This is a genomic window from Corynebacterium crudilactis (assembly GCF_001643015.1).
In the GTDB taxonomy this organism is placed as follows: Bacteria; Actinomycetota; Actinomycetes; order Mycobacteriales; family Mycobacteriaceae; genus Corynebacterium; species Corynebacterium crudilactis.
The window spans coordinates 35,993-54,659 of sequence record NZ_CP015622.1; the positions used below are offsets into that span (position 1 = coordinate 35,993).

At 51.8% G+C, this 18,667-nt stretch carries 16 protein-coding genes, 1 tRNA gene and 2 pseudogenes; 5 read left to right on the top strand and 14 right to left on the bottom strand.

The features are described 5' to 3' along the window. Positions 1 to 16: 16 nt before the first annotated feature. Positions 17 to 286 (bottom strand): hypothetical protein, encoded by a 270-nt coding sequence (locus ccrud_RS14785; RefSeq protein WP_074025316.1) that lies wholly within the window; start codon positions 284 to 286, stop codon positions 17 to 19. Between the two features lie 43 nt (positions 287 to 329). Here ccrud_RS14785 and ccrud_RS00185 point away from each other — a divergent pair. Both ccrud_RS00185 and ccrud_RS15565 read left to right on the top strand, forming a co-directional pair. After that, positions 330 to 412, top strand: a tRNA-Leu gene (locus ccrud_RS00185). Between the two features lie 167 nt (positions 413 to 579). After that, the gene (locus tag ccrud_RS15565) at positions 580 to 1,479 is read left to right on the top strand and encodes a PDDEXK family nuclease (RefSeq protein WP_157775995.1); all 900 of its coding nucleotides are present in this window, start codon (positions 580 to 582) and stop codon (positions 1,477 to 1,479) included. A gap of 137 nt (positions 1,480 to 1,616) precedes the next feature. Here the strand turns inward: ccrud_RS15565 and chcC2 are convergent, their stop codons facing one another. From chcC2 to chcC1, 4 genes are read right to left on the bottom strand one after another with little or no spacing between them, the layout of a single operon-like run. Then, positions 1,617 to 3,371 carry a 4-oxocyclohex-2-ene-1-carboxylate 5-dehydrogenase gene (chcC2, locus tag ccrud_RS00195; RefSeq protein ID WP_066563222.1) on the bottom strand — a complete coding sequence of 585 codons (1,755 nt, stop codon included), beginning with the start codon at positions 3,369 to 3,371 and terminating at the stop codon, positions 1,617 to 1,619. A gap of 33 nt (positions 3,372 to 3,404) precedes the next feature. Beyond that, complete coding sequence (locus ccrud_RS00200; protein ID WP_245670299.1) at positions 3,405 to 4,787, bottom strand: MFS transporter; 1,383 nt, start codon at positions 4,785 to 4,787, stop codon at positions 3,405 to 3,407. Then, positions 4,784 to 5,098 carry a Dabb family protein gene (locus ccrud_RS00205; protein WP_059288372.1) on the bottom strand — a complete coding sequence of 105 codons (315 nt, stop codon included), beginning with the start codon at positions 5,096 to 5,098 and terminating at the stop codon, positions 4,784 to 4,786. Before ccrud_RS00205 ends, ccrud_RS00200 begins: the two co-directional genes overlap by 4 nt. Beyond that, on the bottom strand, positions 5,095 to 6,744 hold the full coding sequence (chcC1, locus tag ccrud_RS00210; RefSeq protein WP_059288373.1) for a 4-oxocyclohexanecarboxylate 2-dehydrogenase: 1,650 nt from the start codon (positions 6,742 to 6,744) through the stop codon (positions 5,095 to 5,097). Before chcC1 ends, ccrud_RS00205 begins: the two co-directional genes overlap by 4 nt. 165 nt (positions 6,745 to 6,909) lie before the next feature. Here chcC1 and chcB1 point away from each other — a divergent pair, with 165 nt between their 5' ends. Next, positions 6,910 to 7,668 carry a trans-4-hydroxycyclohexanecarboxylate dehydrogenase gene (gene chcB1, locus ccrud_RS00215; protein ID WP_059288374.1) on the top strand — a complete coding sequence of 253 codons (759 nt, stop codon included), beginning with the start codon at positions 6,910 to 6,912 and terminating at the stop codon, positions 7,666 to 7,668. Positions 7,669 to 7,706: 38 nt separating this feature from the next. Here the strand turns inward: chcB1 and ccrud_RS00220 are convergent, their stop codons facing one another. The 8 genes and pseudogenes from ccrud_RS00220 to ccrud_RS00255 form a co-directional block, all read right to left on the bottom strand. Next, positions 7,707 to 8,513, bottom strand: a complete 807-nt coding sequence (locus ccrud_RS00220) for an IclR family transcriptional regulator (RefSeq protein WP_066569279.1) — start codon at positions 8,511 to 8,513, stop codon at positions 7,707 to 7,709. 61 nt (positions 8,514 to 8,574) lie between these two features. After that, the gene (locus tag ccrud_RS00225; protein WP_425394198.1) at positions 8,575 to 9,423 is read right to left on the bottom strand and encodes a sigma-70 family RNA polymerase sigma factor; all 849 of its coding nucleotides are present in this window, start codon (positions 9,421 to 9,423) and stop codon (positions 8,575 to 8,577) included. A gap of 137 nt (positions 9,424 to 9,560) precedes the next feature. Beyond that, positions 9,561 to 10,766, bottom strand: a pseudogene (locus ccrud_RS15185) (IS3 family transposase). Positions 10,767 to 10,837: 71 nt separating this feature from the next. Continuing rightward, a pseudogene (locus tag ccrud_RS15860) lies at positions 10,838 to 11,014 on the bottom strand (helix-turn-helix domain-containing protein); the annotation flags it as partial. 360 nt (positions 11,015 to 11,374) lie between these two features. Continuing rightward, a complete protein-coding gene (locus ccrud_RS00240; RefSeq protein WP_157775996.1) occupies positions 11,375 to 12,496 on the bottom strand; it encodes a hypothetical protein in 1,122 nt (373 codons plus the stop codon). Positions 12,497 to 12,518: 22 nt separating this feature from the next. Then, a complete protein-coding gene (locus ccrud_RS00245; protein WP_066563228.1) occupies positions 12,519 to 13,106 on the bottom strand; it encodes a PIN domain-containing protein in 588 nt (195 codons plus the stop codon). Between the two features lie 44 nt (positions 13,107 to 13,150). Continuing rightward, on the bottom strand, positions 13,151 to 13,579 hold the full coding sequence (locus ccrud_RS00250; protein WP_066563231.1) for a helix-turn-helix domain-containing protein: 429 nt from the start codon (positions 13,577 to 13,579) through the stop codon (positions 13,151 to 13,153). A gap of 291 nt (positions 13,580 to 13,870) precedes the next feature. Then, on the bottom strand, positions 13,871 to 15,343 hold the full coding sequence (locus ccrud_RS00255) for an NAD-dependent succinate-semialdehyde dehydrogenase (protein ID WP_066563234.1): 1,473 nt from the start codon (positions 15,341 to 15,343) through the stop codon (positions 13,871 to 13,873). A 207-nt stretch (positions 15,344 to 15,550) separates the two neighbouring features. Between ccrud_RS00255 and ccrud_RS00260 the strand changes: the two genes are divergently transcribed. Both ccrud_RS00260 and ccrud_RS00265 read left to right on the top strand, forming a co-directional pair. After that, positions 15,551 to 16,306, top strand: a complete 756-nt coding sequence (locus ccrud_RS00260) for an FAD-dependent phenol hydoxylase family protein (protein ID WP_245670308.1) — start codon at positions 15,551 to 15,553, stop codon at positions 16,304 to 16,306. A 167-nt stretch (positions 16,307 to 16,473) separates the two neighbouring features. Continuing rightward, positions 16,474 to 17,844 carry an MBL fold metallo-hydrolase gene (locus tag ccrud_RS00265; RefSeq protein WP_066563236.1) on the top strand — a complete coding sequence of 457 codons (1,371 nt, stop codon included), beginning with the start codon at positions 16,474 to 16,476 and terminating at the stop codon, positions 17,842 to 17,844. Between the two features lie 75 nt (positions 17,845 to 17,919). Here the strand turns inward: ccrud_RS00265 and ccrud_RS00270 are convergent, their stop codons facing one another. Beyond that, positions 17,920 to 18,666, bottom strand: coding sequence for a sulfite exporter TauE/SafE family protein (locus tag ccrud_RS00270; RefSeq protein ID WP_066563238.1), 747 nt, complete (start codon positions 18,664 to 18,666; stop codon positions 17,920 to 17,922). Position 18,667: the final 1 nt, after the last annotated feature.

Consider the following 18,667-nt stretch of genomic DNA (forward strand, 5'->3'; position numbering starts at 1 on the left):
AGCTACTCGACTTGAACTAGCCAATTTCCAGCGACCTCCTTGCATAATAAGTTGGGTGTTCCATAAGTATCTTCTCAATGAAAACGCCTAAGGGCATGGCTTTGTCCCTGCCTGTGACTGAAACTTCAATAAAAGAATTCTCCACAGGACCTAAGTCAAAGCGCACGATAGCGTCATTATAGGGGGGAACCAGGCCAGAGTTATAGGCGAAACCGCCGAGAAGCGAAAGTTTACCCTTTTGTTGCCTTTGGGAAAATAGTGCTTTAGCTGCAGATTTGGTGATCATTACCAGGTGCGTGCTATCTTTAATAGGTCGCAAAAGCACACCCGCCCGGGTGGCGGAATGGCAGACGCGCTGGCTTCAGGTGCCAGTGTCCGCAAGGGCGTGGGGGTTCAAGTCCCCCCCCGGGCACAATATAAAACCATCCTTCTTCGGAAGGGTGGTTTTATTTTTTCATGCGTACTTTCAACACCAAGATTTAGGCAAAATGGTGGCCAAAATCAGGAAATCTTGGTGTCTAATTCACATTGGCGGGAAAGTTGGGAACCTCAAGCCCTTTCCCGCAGTCTAACCTGAGTATGGCAAGAAGAATTTGGACCTATCAACAACTCATTGACTCAGGGAAGACTAAGCGGCAGATTGAATCGTCGGTTAATGAGCAACAACTGACTCGAATTTTTCGTGGTGTATATATCTCGGGTGAAGTAACAGGAGATTCAGTGTGGTGGGCCCTCAAGTCGCGTCGAAAAAATATAGCCTTGGATGGCTATTCAGCGATACAGTCCCATTTGAATCAGCACCTGACGCTACCAATTCTTATTAGGGTGCCTACCTCTTCCAAGTCGAATCTCACTGATGCATATGTCCGACAGGTGCGAAGTACACGGATGCCTCATGGGCAGCGAGTGAACTTTATTGATGCTATTGCAACGTGCTTAGACCATAATTATTTCCGCGGCTCCTCCTATCTGCACCAGATTGTGGAGGAATATTACAGCGGTGACTATGGTGCTCAAAACTTGAAGAAGCACTTAGCGGAGATAGGCGGGCGTGATGGCACAAAGCTTGCAGATTTCTTGGCAGTTGCCACGCCTGGAAGTGACAGCGAGCTGGAACTCATCCTGGTTCGCCTTTTACAGAGGCTTGGATTCAAAACAGAACAAAACACGAAGATCGGTGGATACAAATGGGATGTCTGTATTCGGGATTTATGGGTGCTTATTGATATTGATAGTTGGAAATACCATGGTGGAGACAACCGAACTCAGTTTGTTTTGGATCGTTGGAAATCCAATCATGCTGCAGCAATGGGGTGGACAGCGCTAAGACTGACAGACAGCTGTGTAGTTTATGACCAAGTGGAGATCGTGGACTTTTTAAACCGGATACGTGAGTTTCGAGAGAAAGCACCCAATGGTCGGCTCAAGGGCGTGACCTCTAGACCTGTTTGGGAATGGCATTCTGACCTAAATATTTAGGCAATAGTGTTCTGCACTAAAGACAGCGATTGCATTTCAGAAAGATGCGCAAGCGAGGCTAATCGATCGGCAGTACTAGACAAGCTGGGTCAATACCTTGCCGATGATTACCTCGATGTCAAGTCACCTTCGAAGCTTTAGGCAGGCTCTGCTTTCACAGTAGATGCCTCTTGAGATAGTTTCGTAATGTCGCGACCCATTCGGTAGCCAAACACAAGGGCTGGTCCGATGTGCGAGCCATAGCCTGGATAGCCACCACCGAATACCGAGACTGCAGAGGCACCGACAGAGTAGAGACCGCGAATTGGTTCTCCTGCTGTATCAATGACCGCTGAGTGATCATCAACATCGATGCCAGCGAAGGATCCAAGATCGCCCATCTGAATCTTTACTGCATAGTAAGGAGCCTTTTCAAGGGTTGCGAGGTTGGGGTTTGGCTTATGGTCGGGATCGCCGCGGAAGTGGTTGTAAGCGGTGGAACCTCGACCAAAGTCATCATCAACTCCCTTTTCCGCAAAGGCATTGAAGCGGTTAACGGTGGCTTCAAGAGTTGCGGGGTCTGCTCCAATTTTGGTGGCTAGATCACGGAGGGTATTGGCTTTGTGGAGGAATCCGATGTCATGGAAGTACTTGCGGGGGATGGGCCACGGTTTTGCGTAGCCAATTCCGTAGGTATGCATGCAGGCTTCGTCGGCGATGATCCATGCGTAGGTATCGTCATGGTTTTTGTCGTGCTCGAGAAGCTGACGTCCAAAATCGTGGTAACTGAGAGCTTCATTTCCGAATCGTTTTCCTGTGCGGTCGACGGTAATCATGCCGGGTAGGCCGATTTGTCGAAGGTGCGGGAAGAGTCGCTGGCGGCCGTCGCGAAGCTGTTTGAATGCGGTAATCGGTGCCCAGGAACCTGGTGCGAAGAGGTCATCGTTGATGTGGCCTCCTGCTTGTATCGCCATTTCGGCGCTTGATCCATCATGGCCAACTGTTGGGGTGATGTGGTTGGTGCCGTGGGAATCGTGGGGGAAGTATTGACTGCGTAGGGAAGTGTTTCCGGTAAATCCTCCACCTGCCAGCACAACACCCATCCGGGCTTTTACCTTTCCGGAGTGAACGCCACCAAGGACTGCGCCGGAAACTGAACCGTCAGATTCCTGAATGAGGGACTCGACAGGTGTGGAGGTCCAGATCTGAACTCCAGCGTCGAGTGCTGATTTCACCATGCGGGTGATTAATGCTGAACCATTGGTTCGTTTGAGCGGCTGACCGTGAATTGCTGCATCAAACCAGGTGCGGGTGAGTTTTGCTGCAACATAAAGGAAAGACTTGATGGAACGGTTCGCGTGCAGGACCTGGTTGAGGTCTGCACCAACTTGAGGCATGTAACCGAAGACGGTGTAACTGCTCAAATAGGGCTGTAGTTCTCTACGTCGATCACCGAGCATGCGTGCATTGGCATCATCGGGAAGGATCGCTCGGCCACTTAGACGAGCACCAGGAAGATCCATTTGGTAGTCGGGCGCTTTTTCTGGGTAGACGAAGTTTACTTCAGTGTTGTTCTCAAAGAAGCTGATGGCTTCCGGAACCGTATCAAGGAAGGCATTGACACCCGCTTCGTTGTAATGCTCTGGTGCGAGTGCCTTGAGGTAGGTTTCTACTTCTTCACGGCTATCTCCTGATGCGGAAGCACCTTTCGGGTTTCCAGGAACCCATGCCCAACCAGCGGAAATTGCTGTGGTGCCACCGAAGTACTTTTCTTTTTCAGCGACAATGACATCAAGTCCCTGATGAGCTGCAGCAAGTGCGGTGGCAAGGCCTGATGCTCCTGATCCGATGACAAGGACATCGCAGGTTCGGTCGGTGGTGATCGTCTTGATGGAGGTAGAGGACTTACTCAAGGGAATGCTTCTCTCTTTGTGGTGAGTTTCTGTTTACAAGCTGGGAGCAGGTTCTTTGGTTTGGGACATTGCAGGCTGATCTGCTTGCTGTGTTGGCCATGCGCCTGTTGCCTTCAAATAAGGCTCACCGAGCCGTTTGATATCGGTGAATGCGGTTTCACGTGCAGAGAGCACTGCGCCGATTGCCAGCAAAGAGCAACCTGCACCGAATACGGCGACTGGAATCCAGCCGTAGGTGCCGTCGTTAAGCAACATGCCGCCGATCATGGGGCCGAAACCTGCGACGACCAGGCCGAGCTGATTGCCCATGGCCATGCCGGTGTAGCGCACTGGCGCTGCGAAGAGTTCAGCAAAGAAGCTGGTCCAGACGCCATTGAATCCGGAGTAAAGGATGGTCATGAACAGGAAGCTCGCGCCGAAGACGAGCAGGATGTTTCCGGTACCAAGAGCCAAGAAGTAGACGAAGATGGTGAATCCACAGCCGATCATGGCAGTCAGCATGAGTGGCTTGCGGCCGATGCGGTCAGAGAGTCGTCCGGCTAGCGGCATCATCACCATAGATAGACCGATGGCGATGGCGTTTACTGCGAGGATGGAGGAACGTTCGAAGCCACCGTGGCTGGTTGCGTAGGACAATCCGAAAACCGTGAAGATGGTCTGCATGACTGAGAAGATGGACATCAGTAGCACTCGCAAAACATCGCCACCCTGGTACTTCAAAACTCGACCAGCAGGGAGTTTCTTCTCTTCCTCTGCTTCAGCAACTTCATCTTCAAAGACTGGAGTTTCATCAAGCCTCGTTCGGACCCAGAAGGCAATGATGAGGACTACGACTGAAAGCAGGAAGGGGATTCGCCAGCCCCAGCTCATCATTTGTGCTTCAGGGAGAGCAGCAACAGGGATGAAAACCAAGGTCGACAACACCATTCCGGATGCGTAACCGGTCATCACGAAGGAGTTGAAGAAACCACGTCGACCTTCCGGCGAGTGTTCCAAGGTAAGAGATGATGCGCCGGCTGCTTCGGCACCTGCTGAGAAACCTTGAGCTAGACGGGCGATGACGAGGAGAGCAGTGGCCCAAATACCGATCTGCGAATATGTGGGCAGCAAACCGATGGATAGTGAAGCGATACCCATGATGAGCAAGGTGACAAGGAGGACATTCTTTCGGCCCAAGCGGTCACCGAAGTGTCCCATGACGAGACCACCTAAAGGACGAGCGATATAAGCAACACCGAATGTTGCAAAAGCCGCGATAGTAGCGATCGCAGGGTTTCCATCCGGGAAGAAGAGCTTAGGGAAGACGAGTGCTGCTGCAGTGCCGTAGATAAAGAAGTCGTAATACTCAAGTGTAGAGCCAAGAAATGATGCCAGGGCGGCTTTCTTGGGACTGCGTCTTGCTTCAAGAGTTGTCATGATAAATGTTCCTGTCCTTGAGGAATTTCAAAATCGACATACGCGAGTTCAGCTGCATTTGGAAGTGAATACGGTTTGATGGCCTCATGAGCGGGATGGGTGTTGTACTCGGCGATATCTTCAACTGAAATGAAATCAGCGATGATGACGTGATCCCATGATTTTTCAGTTTTTAAGATGTCTTGACCATGAGAAAGGTGAATCAGCCCAGGGATTGCGCCCTGCATTTTTTCAAGTCCGTCAACCCATTTGGCACGGATCTCGTCTGTAAAAGTGTCTTTCCAGCGGATCATGAGAATATGGCGGATCATGATGCTGCCACCTCAGCAGACGCTAGGTTATCGGCCACGATGGTACGACCGGCTTGATAAGCCATAGTCATGAGAGGGCCAAGGGTTGCTCCTGCTCCGGGGTAACCAGAAGCATAAGGAGATTCAGTGGCATTGCCAGCAGCAAATAGGCCGGGGATGGGATTGCCATCCACATCGATGACCTGGGCGTTTCCGTCAGTAGCGATGCCACCGCAGGTACCGAATGCGCCGTTTACTACTTCCATTGCGTAGAAAGGACCTTGTTGTAGTGGGCCAAGTGATGGGTTTGGCCAAGGGCAATCAGCATCGCCCCAGTAGCGGTCGTATTCGGAATCGCCACGACCGAAATCTTCATCCACACCCTTGATCGCCATGTCATTGAATCGCTCAACAGTTGCAGTGAGGTTTGTTGCCGGAACGTTGAGTTTGGTGGCGAGCTCTTCCAATGTTGCTGCTTCGGTGAGGTAATCAGGAGTTGGTTGGCCTGATCGGTGATCGAGAATTCCATAACGGTCAAGGTAGGACTGATCGAAAATCACGTGAGCAGGGGTGTTCAGCGTTTGGTTGTTTGGTGAATCCCATGACTGCAGGCAGCGGGCGAGATCGTTGTAGTTTTGAGCCTCATTGGCAAAACGCTGGCCATGCCTATTGATCATGATGGAACCAGGGCCCTGGCGTTCAAAGCGAAGGAGCGATCCGATGGGTTCACCATCACGCATACCACCAGTAATTGACATCGGAGCCCACCATGCCTCGCGGGTTCCACGGGTGGCAGCACCAATGCGCTGCGCCATCCTCAGACCATCACCGGTATTCGTTGGTGGGGAACACATTGTGTACAAGCGAGTAGATAATAAGGAATCTGCAAGCTGGTGATCCCATTCAAATCCACCGGATGCAATCATGACTGAGCCAGCAGAAATGGTGTGTCCCTCTTCTAGCCCAACGCCTCCGACTCGCTGCGTATCGCCAAGCAACTTAGTGACGCGCGCATCTACAGCGAAGGTGACATTGAGGCGAACACACGCGGCAATCAACATGGACACCAGTGCGTGGCCCTTGGCTGCGAAACCATCTTCCACACGTTGATTAAGCTCATTCCATGGAAATTTGGTGAATGCTCCCCAGGTTTCATATTCCTGCATTGTGTATGGGTGCCGGCCATCAGTACGTACATAATCAGCCAATTCACCAAGAGCCTCGCGGAAATTAAAAAGCTGAGGCTCGATGGTTCGTCCGCCTTGGACCGCGCCGGGCAGATCTTGGCGATAGTCAGGGAAGTTGTCTAGGAAGAGGAACTTCACGCCCAACTCATCTTCGATAAATTCCAACATGTCTGAGCCGTGAAGGAGGGCAGCGTCGAGAAGCTCTGCACGCCCGCGCCCCCTGGCAACCGCTTCAACGTACTCGCGACCTGCTTGCTTGGAATCTGCAAATCCTGCTTCGCGAGCGTAGTGGTTGTCAACTACCCACAGCATTCCGCCGGAGACAGCTGAGGTACCACCGAGAAGTTCAGCTTTTTCCAATACGAGGACAGAGAGCCCAGCGTGGGCTGCGGTGGCAGCGGCGGTGAGTCCGCCGGCACCGGAGCCGACAACGATGAGGTCATAGTGGTTGTCTATGAGCTCGGCATTCAGGATCTTCATCAAAATTACTCCTAGTCACTTCGATCACGTTCAATTTCTTGAGTGATTTAGATCATGAATGGAATCGTCAAGGTGTTAAATAGCCAAACCATTCAATGGAACGAGGTGTTCCGTTGAATGGTTTAGGGGCATTCGTTGGATTGCGCACTTGGTAATTTGTGGCGCATGACACATTTACGAAAGCAAGTTGAAGGAAAAGTAGCCATCATTACTGGTGGAGCTTCAGGTATGGGAGCTTCACATGCACGAGTATTGGCAGCGTACGGGGCGAAAGTAGTAATTGCCGATGTCAATGAAACTCAAGGCAAAGCACTAGCAGCTGAAATCGGCGAAGAAAATGCTCTGTATCTACCCCTTGATGTCACAAGACTTAACAATTGGGAACAGGTAATTGAGCAAACTCTGGAACAGTTCGGCAAGCTCGATGTCCTAGTAAACAATGCTGGCATTTTTACTTCAGGAAGTGTTGAAGAAGCTACCGTTGAAGATTGGGATAGAACCATAGCCATCGACCTCAACGGAGTTTTCTACGGAATGAAAGCGGCTATTCCGGCCCTAAAAGAAAGCAAATCCGGCTCGATAATCAACATTTCATCGATCGCTGGTATTACCGGATTCAAGAACCGAGCAGCCTATTCTGCAGCAAAATGGGGTGTGCAAGGGCTTACCAAAACCTCCGCCATGGATTTGGGAAAATATAACATTCGAGTTAATTCAATCCATCCCGGCAGCGTTGAAACCCCATTGACCGCAGGACTTAATCGGGGACTCGGTCAAATCCCATTTGGTCGAGCTGCTCAGGTGGAAGAAATTTCCAGCTTAGTGTTGTACCTTGCATCAGATGAATCTGCGTTCATAAACGGTAGTGCGATTGTGATCGACGGAGGAGAAACCGCAGGTAATAACCTCCGTGATGATCAATGAGTGATGGTTGGTAGGAGAAGTTTGGCATACCTAGCACCTTAAAAATCGGAAGGTAATGGATTAGTCTCGCGAACAAACCCCAGGTCAGTATCTGGGGTTTTTCCTAATCGCCGACGAATAGCTCGAGCTGCAAACCTCAACTGAGGAACTAGAACTTCCAAGTTTTCTTGACCAATCGGCACAATTGCAGTTAACGCAGCAATTGCATATTCGCCTTCGCCAAATACCGGAACTGAAATTCCCGTGGATTCAGGAATGATTGCACCCGTTGAAGCTACAACACCTTCATGTCGGGCGCGCAACAATTTATCCTTAAGATCCTGCATTTCCGTTAGCGTGGTGTCCGTGTATTTGGTTAGCCCTCGACTAAGCAGCAGGCGCCGACCATCTGGCGAACCAAATGCGTGCAAGATTAAGCCTGCAGAGGTGGCATGCGCAGGTAATCGACCGGCAACTGAAATGATATTAACTGTGTAATCATTCGGAGTCATTCTCTCGATGTACAAGACCTCATTACGGTCCAAAATTGCCAAAGACAAATGGACTCGAAGTCCTGCAACCAGATCTTCCATCGGAGGAAGCGCAGCATCCCTCAGCGATTGAACTGGAGAGTTTCGGGAGGCAATTTCCCACAACCTAGTGCCGTGTTGCCATCCGCCATCGGTCATGCGGGTTACTAAATCTTCTGCCTCCAACTCCTTGAGCAACCGGTGAGTAGTGGTTACTGGGAGTGAGGCATACTCTGCAATTTCCCGGACGCTCAATGGACGGTTGTACTTGGGAAACACAGATAAAAGGCGCACGACTCGAGCAATCATGGATTCGCCAGACGGGGAATTGGCCATAGCGACCATCATATTGCACCAGGTAGAGAGTTTTGGGTTTTCGTGGAGCTACCTCAAGATCTTAACCCTGGTTCCATGCTTGTAGTTTCTTTGGGTTCCACTGAATGAGCACTTCAGTGGCACGCCGATCGTCTTCAGTGGTGACCAGCTCAAGAATACCTCTGGTGGTATGTCCGCGAGTAAATGTAGCGACTTCACCTGATGGGCCTTGAGTGATGTCGAAGGACGTCGTGGCTTGGCGTTCCAAAACACCGATGATAAAACGCGCCACCTTTTCTGCTCCGTGGATGGGGTTGAGTGCTGCCCGAACGATGCCACCGCCATCGGATCGAAGAGTGACATCGGGGTGGAGGATATTTATCAGATCTGAAATATTGCCAGTGACTGCAGCTCGTTGGAATGCGACGAGGAGTTCGCTGCTTTCTGGTGCGGATGCTGAAGGTTTATTTGCCACCTTGGATCTAGCGGATGAGGCAAGCTGTCGCACAGCTCCGGGGGATCGGTCGAGAACTTCTGCGATGTCAGAAACTGGGTAGTTAAACACATCTTTTAGAACGAAAGCGACTCGTTCTGCCGGCGTCATATTTTCCATTAACGCCAATAACGCCATGCTTAAAGATTCAGCTTCTAATGGATGTTCGGCAGGATCTTGATTCTCTGCGCCAGATTTTACGAAACGCGCCACCGGTACCGGTTCGGGCAACCATGGACCGACATAAAGTTCACGCCGCCTGGATGCACTTTTCAAAACATCAAGACAGATCCGACTCGTTGTCTTTGCAAACCACCCGACCGTATTAGTCACCTCGTTGCGTTGCTGCTCATTGAGGCGATACCACCGGATGAAAGATTCCTGCACTGCGTCTTCAGCATCGGCAAGAGTCCCCAGCATGCGAAACGCCAACCCCACCAGTCGATCGCGATCCTAACTCGGAACTGGCATCTGCGCACTCATGATTTCACTATATCGCTGGCATGCTTTCGGAAATTTTTCTCACAAGACCTGACATGGGCCCGACCTCTGGATAGTAGACACAGAGGATTTAATCAGGAAGCAGATTTCAGGATAACAGAACCGCGCTCCTCAAACACCGCAGGCGCGAGATATATACACCGGGAATGCCGGCGCACCGTGTTGTAACGGGTACACCAGCGGACAACGTCCCTCCGGCAGCGCAATTGATTCTCAAAGGTCTTGGCATCCTGGAGGACTTCCCGCTTCAGCGCAGCATTGAATGACTGAAGCAAGCGCGTTGTCGGTACTGGTGCCAATTGATCCCATCGACTGCCTGATCCCCAGGTCTTTACAGGTGCCCTGGAACGCATGAGAAATGTAAACACTTCCGTGATCTTCAGTGAAAAATCGCCCCCTTCAGGCTTCCACGCTGTCCCTTAGCCATCAGCAGCGCGTCCTGCACCAGGGAGGTACGCATGTGGTCCGCGATGGAAAAACCTACCACCCTGCGGGAATGGCAATCAATGACTGTGGCCAGGTACATATTCGACCCATCCTGAATCGGCAGGTACGTAATATCCCCAACGTAGAGCTGGTTTGGCTTGTCAGCAGTGAACTTCCGGCCGACAAGGTCAGAAAACACTGGTTTCTTCTGATCTGAGACGGTGGTGGTGACCTTGCGTTTCTTTGCGTAGCCAAATAATTTGAGTTCACGCATGACCCGAGCGACGCGCTTGTGGTTCACGGGGTCATGACCGGCATGGTCTTTGAGTTCAGCCGTAATCCGTTTCGCCCCATAGAAACCGCGTTCGGCGGCGAATACAGTCTTGACGCGGGCGCCGAGGATCGCGTCGGACATGAGGCGTTTCCTGCGGGCTGAACTGCTGTTTTTCCATTTATAGAACGAGGATCTGTTGAGTTTTAACACCTCGCACAACCGCTTAACCGAATGGTTCTTCTGGGCGTGATCAACGAACCGGAAGCGGATCACCAGTTCGTCTCTTGCCGGGAAAATATTTAGCGGCTTTCCGCAGGATGTCACGTTCTTCCCGGGGCCGGGCGTTTTCTCGTTCGAGTTGTCGAATCCGCTCGGCCTTGGTCACCGAGGCCGGGGAAGGTGAATCCTGAGAGCTGATCTTGGTGCGGGCACCGGACCCGTATTTTTTCAGCCAATTATGCAGGGTGGCACGGTTGATCCCAAGATCGGTGGCGATGGTCTGGAGTGAGGTGCCCGGGGAGTTCTCGTAGAGCGCGACGGCATCGCGTCTGAACTCTTCGGTGTAGGTCTTGCTTGGCATGGTGTGGAGATTACCTTTCAGTCCCAGATTGCTGGGATGTTAGGTGTTTACCAAACGGGGGTCAGATCCCTCGAGCGTGGATGCAGCGCTGCGTTGGCATCTTGTTGGTATCGGTTGCGGATGTTGTAGAAGCTGCGCCGCGATATTTTAAGCTGACTGCAGAACTCTTCGATCGAGGGGCTGTTCGGTGCGAACGGATCGAAATCGATGATCTTGCGTCGGGTTTCTGGGGGTAGGGGTTTAGGTATGATCTCAATTGTGAGCAGCCGAGGACTATGCCTGTGGTGGAGGTCTAGGGTGTGCACAAGGTCATGACACTGAGTGTGCACAACCCTCTGACACAAAACAGCTAATAGCCGGACACACGTGACAAAGATTCGCTTTTTCAGGAGATTTTGTCACGCCTGTCTGGTTTCCTCTGGGTTGGCTAAAATCCAGCACCCGACCTCAAAAATCATGAGCCTCCAAAATCGCTTCCCAGTGCCTTTACGAGACGGATCCATACGAGAGTTCACCCCGAAAACTTGAGACCTTAAAACGGCGCTGAGTGAATCTACACAATAGTTTTTCAAAAAGGAAAAGAAAGCAGACACTGAAATTGGAGATAGCTACCTCCAGCGTTTTCGGTTTGGTTGCTTTTTAGTGGCCCCCGCATCTAAGTATGAGCGAAAACGTGAGGTGGTTTCGTCTGGGTCAAACTCAATCCATTCTGGTGGAGTATACCCAAATGAAAATAGCAACCAGCCAGTACTTTTTCGAAATACGAAAGTTAATAGTTCAACTTTGATGGGTACTCCATCATCTTCAGACATTTTCTCAGGAAGAGTGCTGGGGTCAATTAAACGAACGTATGCGACTCGAGGAGTTCTGTACCAAACGTGAGCAGGTACAGAGTACCCACGCAACGAAACTGCGAGTTCCCGTAACCTCTCATCTGATACGTTGTTCCATCCAGTTGCATTTGGGTCAAGCAATTTCTTAAAGGTTCCGATATCTGGGGAAGTTGATCCAGCGACACTGAGCAGCAGTAATGTCACACTCATTGGATTAATGAACGAAGAAACTCCTATCTGTTCCGGCATTTCTTTTGAGAAAGCCTGCGATGTGTCGACAAGTTTTCCGGAATCTTGAGAAAGAACGCCAGAGTAGTTGCGATGCCATCGGATCCCGCGAGGATCTGTGAAACTTATTCGTGCTTGAGGTTCATTTAGATGGATATTTTTCCCATCATCGCCTGAATCGTGCGCGAGGAGACCTGATGAAATATCAAATTTGCGTTCTCTACGTGGAGGGAGGGTTGGAATTGGAACTGGAACTGAAAGTGGCCCAACTTGTCTAAAAGGGTTTTCCAGCGCAACGTCCACAGATACATCGAAAACAGGTTCGTCGCTTTCATTAGAGATAAAGAGGTGTGAAATTTTGTCATACCTTTTGCCACTTGGTGCAGGTTCGTATGTAGTTTCCACCCAGGCGGAGACAAGGCCGGCCGTTTTATTTTTTGCTTCTGCCTCCAGCGCTCTTCGTTCCCTAGTATTTTGAAAGAAGTCAACTACTGCAATACCTAGTGCTACGGCAACTGCTCCCACAGTGCCAAGGGCTTGAAATGTGTCTGTCCAAGGTACACCGAAGATTTGCATGATCAATCCGTAACAATCGAGAACAAAGTTGATGAGAATTAAAAAGCCATCTTTGATGGGCTGTTTGATGGTTTCCAGAGCAGTTGCATTCAACGGCATCCAAACTGAATTAGGATTAAGCAATTTCTTGAAGGCGCATTCTGATATGTTCTGCGAATTCAGAACAGCCCGCATCGTGAAGTGATTTCACCAGATTGAAAGGCTTCTGCTGTTTTAGCCTGTATGAATACTGTTGCATGAGAACTTGATCTATGGCGTGAGGTGCGGATTTAGCTGCTAGCATTAGCCATTCGTCTGCGGTGAGGAGGTCGTATGGACAATCATCAGGATCGTTGTAAAGACCTTCAAAGTCTTTAATATTGTCTGTCACGACAATCGCTATGTTGGCGTGCACTGCAGCGGAATGGACATGAGAATCCATTTCGTCCTTGTAAGTTACTGTGTCGTCATGGGGAAAATTCGAGATTCGATTGTCGGGAAAGTGCTTTACGATTCGGTCCCGCAGACTTTCCATTTGAGTACTCGAAGATCGAGGAAATCGCTTTCTTCTAGCTTTTACAGCTTCAGCCATAATATCTTCCGTCCAAAAAATGGACCAAGAGCCCATTGTTTCTACTGCAATGAGTGCAAACCAACTATGCAGGGTAGAAGAAGCCCAGATGTTTGCGTCGGGGAGGACGGAAGACTGGCGTAAAGATGTCACCTGGCCAGCCTATCAATAGAATGAAGTCAGTTTCGATCAGTTTATTAATCAGATTCTTCAAGCTGCTGCTCAAAATCAAGAAGATCAAAAACGGCCTGTCGCTTCTGCTGTTTCAGTTCCTCACGGAACTCAAGGACTTCATTTGAAAATAACCTGTGGTGGCTTCCAACTTTGTGGGCATTAATACGCCCTTCACGAACGTGCTTCATGAGGGTTGGACGAGTAATTCCAAGGAGCGATGCAGCGGTTGTTGTGGTGACCTCATGTGGCATGGTCGAAATTGAAATGGGAAGATCCGATTCAATTGCGTGAAGTACCTTTTGGAAGATCTCGTTGAGTTTGTTTGGCAGTATTGACCCATTTGTAGTTTGAAAATCAATTGGGCTACCACCGAGGGTAGAAATGTATTTCGCAACAGACTCTTGTTCGGAGGGGGTCAGCAGTACGTTTTGATCTACAGATGTATTTCCCATGACGGTAGCTCCCTTCAAGTTCGAACGGCCAGTTTTTGAGTGGAACTCCACTCTATATATTTTCACTTACAACTGCAATGTTCTTTAATCTTGAGACCCCAAATCCAATACTATAACGTCGAGACAAGTCAGTTTTCACTGGAAAATTGGGGTCCCGACACCGGGAAATCGGTACCGAGAAATCGAACTTAAAACAGACCGAACTTATCTCAAAACCGGTAGGAACCCGAAAACACAAAAATCCACCACAAACATCCCAGTGTTTGCGGTGGATTTGTAAAAGGGCAGATGCTAGCCGGCGTAAGGATCCCGGATACCGATGTACTGCACGGAGGTGTACTCTTCAATTCCTTCGAGACCACCTTCGCGGCCCATTCCGGATTGTTTTACGCCACCAAATGGTGCAGCGGCGTTGGAGATGACACCGGAGTTGACGCCCACTAGGCCGAACTCGAGGCCGTCGGAGACGCGGAAGATGCGTGAGGTGTCCTGGGTGAACACGTAGGAGGCCAGGCCGTATTCGGTGGAGTTGGCTAGGCGCAGTGCTTCAGCTTCATCAGAGAAGGTGACGATCGGTGCGACGGGACCGAAGATCTCTTCGTTCAGGATGGCTGCATCTGTTGAAACTCCCGTGAGCACCGTTGGTTCGTAGAAGTAGCCTGCACCTGTGCCGGCCTTGCCACCGGTGAGGACGGTGGCACCTTCGGCGACGGCGCCGTCGACAAGCGATGCAACGCTGTTTCGTGCTTTTTCCTCAACCAATGGGCCTACGGTGACGCCTTCGTCGAGGCCGTTGCCTAGGACTTGTTCCTCGAGGCGGGCTGCGAAGCGGCGGCCGAATTCATCGGCGACGGATTCGTGGACTAAGAAGCGGTTGGCTGCGGTGCAGGCTTCGCCGATGTTGCGCATTTTTGCACCCATGGCGCCTTCGATGGCGAGGTCTAGATCGGCGTCTTCGAAGACGATGAATGGTGCGTTGCCGCCGAGTTCCATGGAGGTGCGCAGAACTTTATCGGCAGCCTTTTTGAGTAGCTGCTGGCCGACTGGGGTGGAGCCGGTGAAGGAGACTTTGCGGAGGCGATCGTCTTCCATAATCGGGTTGGAAATCGCAGAGGCGGAGGCACCGGAGACCACGTTGAGGACACCTGCGGGCAGGCCGGCGTCAAGCATGGTTTGGGCGAAGTATTGGGAGGTCAGCGGGGTCAGGCGAGCTGGCTTGAGCACCATGACACAACCTGCAGCGATGGCGGGTGCAACCTTACGGGTGGCCATTGCTAGTGGGAAGTTCCATGGGGTGATCAACAGGCAGGGGCCAACTGGTTTGCGGGTGGTCATCATGCGCAGGTTGCCTTCTGGGGTGGCACCGTAGCGGCCGTAGAGGCGGACTGCTTCCTCAGAGAACCAGCGCAGGAATTCGTTGCCGTAGGTGACTTCGCCGCGAGCTTCAGCTAAAGGCTTGCCCATTTCCAAGGTCATGAGGGTGGCGAACTCTTCTGCACGTTCCGCGACGAGCTCGAAACCGCGTCGTAAAATATTAGAACGCTCGCGCGCTGGCGTCCTAGCCCACTCGGCCTGAACAGCGCATGCAGCATCAAGAGCAGCCAGTGCATCCTCGGAAGTAGCAGACGCGAGCGTTGCGATTGTTTCACCCGTCGCTGGGTTTTCCACATCGAAAGTACCGCCGTCGGATGCTTCCACCCAGGAATCACCAATCAGTAGACCCGTGGGGACTTTGGCAAGTAGTTCGGAGACATTAATAGGCATGGTGCGTTATTTTCCTTCACTTTTCGTATCCAGCAGCGTTGAGTTGCTGGACATCGGCACCGACTCGGGCAAAGTTGGCACCGGCGTCGAGGTAGTCCTGTGCTTAGTTCAAATCAAAGGCATTGACACCCACAGGTTTACCAGCATCGCGGAAAGTTTGGATGGATTTTTACTCCGGCCACAACGTCCGGCTGGAAGCTCAGCCACGTGCTTTCTGGTCGTGCGCCTGAATCTCTGCTGCGCACCTACCACGACGAGCACTACCCAGCTGCGGCAAACCTCATTGCTTACGATAAGGGATGGTCCACCCTCATGGCCCCTCAGCTGGAAGATCGAGAGGCGGTGGAGAGGTACTACGTTGCTGCGGAGGAATTCACCGCCGGATTTCTCACCGAATACAAGGACAATCTGATCACTGCGGGCACGGAGCACCAGGCGCTCGCGAGCGGCTTCCCGGTGGGGCGTCGCTTCAAGTCTGATATTGCTTTACGACGCTGCGATGCGGTGACCACCCACATCGGCCACGAACACTCCGCCGATGGTCGATGGAGGATCTACGTATTCGCTGGCCAAGCCACCCCACAAGATTCCGAGTCTGCACTGAACAAGTGGGCGCAGTGGATGGAGGAAAGCGAAGACTCACCACTCAACCGCTTCACCCCAGAAGGCGGCGACCGCAACGCAGTCTTCGATATCAAGGCCATCTATCAGCAGCATTACCACTCTTTCGATCTGTTCGATGCGCCAGAGGTCTTCTTCCCACGAGTTGGTCCATACAAGCTGCAAAACCTCGAGAACGTTTGGACCGTACTAGATTCCCAGGACATCTTCGAGTCCGGTGGCATCAGCCGAGATGGTGCAATTGTTGTCGTTCGCCCTGACCAGTACGTCGCAGCAGTCCTCCCACTTGAGGACACCGCAGCACTGGCTGAGTTCTTCAACGGCAATTTGCTTGAGCCATAAGCCCTAAATTCTAGAAACAATTCCCCGGAACCTTGAGTGGTTTCGGGGTTTTGTGCTTTTTCGACAGAATGAGTGAACCTGCGCTTGAACTATACCCCCTGGGGTATTACTGTAGATTCTCAATACCCCGAGGGGTATCCAGTTTTTACGTTGAGGAGGAGAGCTCAGTGCTTATTGAACGCATCTACGACGAAGACCTTGCGCAGGCCAGCTATTTCATTGGTTGCCAAGCCCACAACACCGCAGTCGTGGTCGATCCGCGCCGCGATATCGCCATCTATCTGGACATGGCCAAGAAAAACGGAATGGAGATTGTTGGAGTTACCGAAACCCATATCCATGCGGACTATTTGTCAGGAACCCGTGAGTTAGCAGCAGCAACTAATGCCACCATGTACGTTTCAGGGGAGGGTGGCGCCGATTGGCAGTATGAATTCGATGCCGAGCGACTTTATGACGGCAGTGAGATTCGCCTTGGAAACCTGGTGCTCACAGCAGTTCACACCCCAGGCCACACGCCGGAACACTTATCGTTCCTGCTGAAGGATGGTGCGTTCGCGGACGAGCCGGGATTCATGCTCACTGGCGATTTCGTTTTCGCGGGTGATCTTGGCCGACCAGATTTGCTCGATGAAGCAGCTGGTGGAGTAGACACTCGTTTTGAGGGAGCTCGCCAAATGTTCAAGAGCCTGAAGGAGAAATTCCTGACATTGCCTGATCACATCCAGATCTTCCCTGGTCATGGTTCCGGTTCCGCGTGTGGTAAAGCCTTGGGTTCGGTTCCTTCAACAACACTTGGATATGAACGTCAATTTGCGTGGTGGGGAAAGTATCTGGAGGCAGATGATGAACAAGGATTCATCGATGAGCTTCTGGAAGGCCAACCTGATGCACCTGCATATTTCGGTCGGATGAAGAGACAGAATAGGCAAGGGCCCGCAATTATGGGCGCTCGCGAGCCATTGCCACAGCTGGAAGCTTCTGATCTGCACGACGTCATTGTTGTTGATACCCGCTCAGCCGATGAAGTTCACCAGGGCACCGTTGCCGGTGCGGTGAATATTCCTGCGGGCAATTCCATGGCGAAATTTGGCTCGTGGACCGTTGATCCGGAGAAGGATTCCCGAGCTTTGGTTCTGCTCGCGGCAAGCCAAATTGGTGCCATGGAGATGTGGGACCACTTGGTTCGGGTGGGAATCGATAATGTTGCTGGTTTTATCACCAACTTTGATGGGGTGGACCTAGTTGCACCGCAAACTGTGTCCCCAGATCAGCTGGATGAATTGGAATACGATCTACTTCTTGATGTCCGCAACCGCAGTGAAGTCGAAGAAGGCTACATCCCGGGAGCACTCCATATTAATGGTGCATCCGTGCTGTGGAATCTGGAGAAACTGCCACGTGACGGAAAGATCGTGAGCTACTGCAAGAGTGGAACCCGCAGCTCAATCGTCGCAAGCACCCTGCGTAATGCTGGTTTTGAGGTGGTGGAACTTCAAGGATCCTATGACAACTGGGTCCGGCACAACGCACAATAAACAATAGTAAAAGGAACCCTCACGAACTGTGAGGGTTCCTTTTTTGGGTTTCGCCGGAGGGAGACGTCGAAAAGCTTATAAAAGCTCCAAGCCGAGTACGAACACGCCCATGACCAGGACGAACACCCCGAACCCTTTGCGGAGCAAAGTCTCAGGCACGCGCCCCGCAAGGCGCGAACCGGCGAGCGAACCGACGATGGCGGCCGCAGTCACCATCAGCACCAGCCCCCAATCCAGCTGCACGCTGGTCAGATACCCGGCAAGCCCCGCAAACGACTTCATGGTGATCACCACCAACGACGTGCCCACAGCCACCGGCATCGACAGCCCGCCGAGCAGCGCCAGCGCCGGCACCACCAAAAAGCCGCCGCCCGCACCAACAAGCCCGGTCACCGCGCCGACCACCAGGCCATCAACAAGGACGCGCCAAAGAGAGCTTTTCGACGCCACCCTCTTCTCCTTACGCCCCCGCAACATCGCAGTAGACGTGGCGATCATCATGAGCGCAAACGCGATCATCAAAATCGTGCCAGGAATGTAGCCCCCGAGAACGCCACCGCCAAACGCGCCAACCATGCCCGCGGCACCAAACAGCAGGCCAGTTTTCCACCGAACCCGCCCATTTCTTGCGTGACTAATGGCACTGACCAGCGACGTTGTGCCCACAATAAACAGCGAGGCGGCAATAGCTTCACGAGGCTCCAACCCCGCCACATACGTCAGAATTGGAACAGTGAGGATCGAACCACCACCGCCCAACAGTCCTAGAGAAATGCCGATAAAAAGTGACAGAAACAACGTGATTATCAAAGTGGCGGTCATG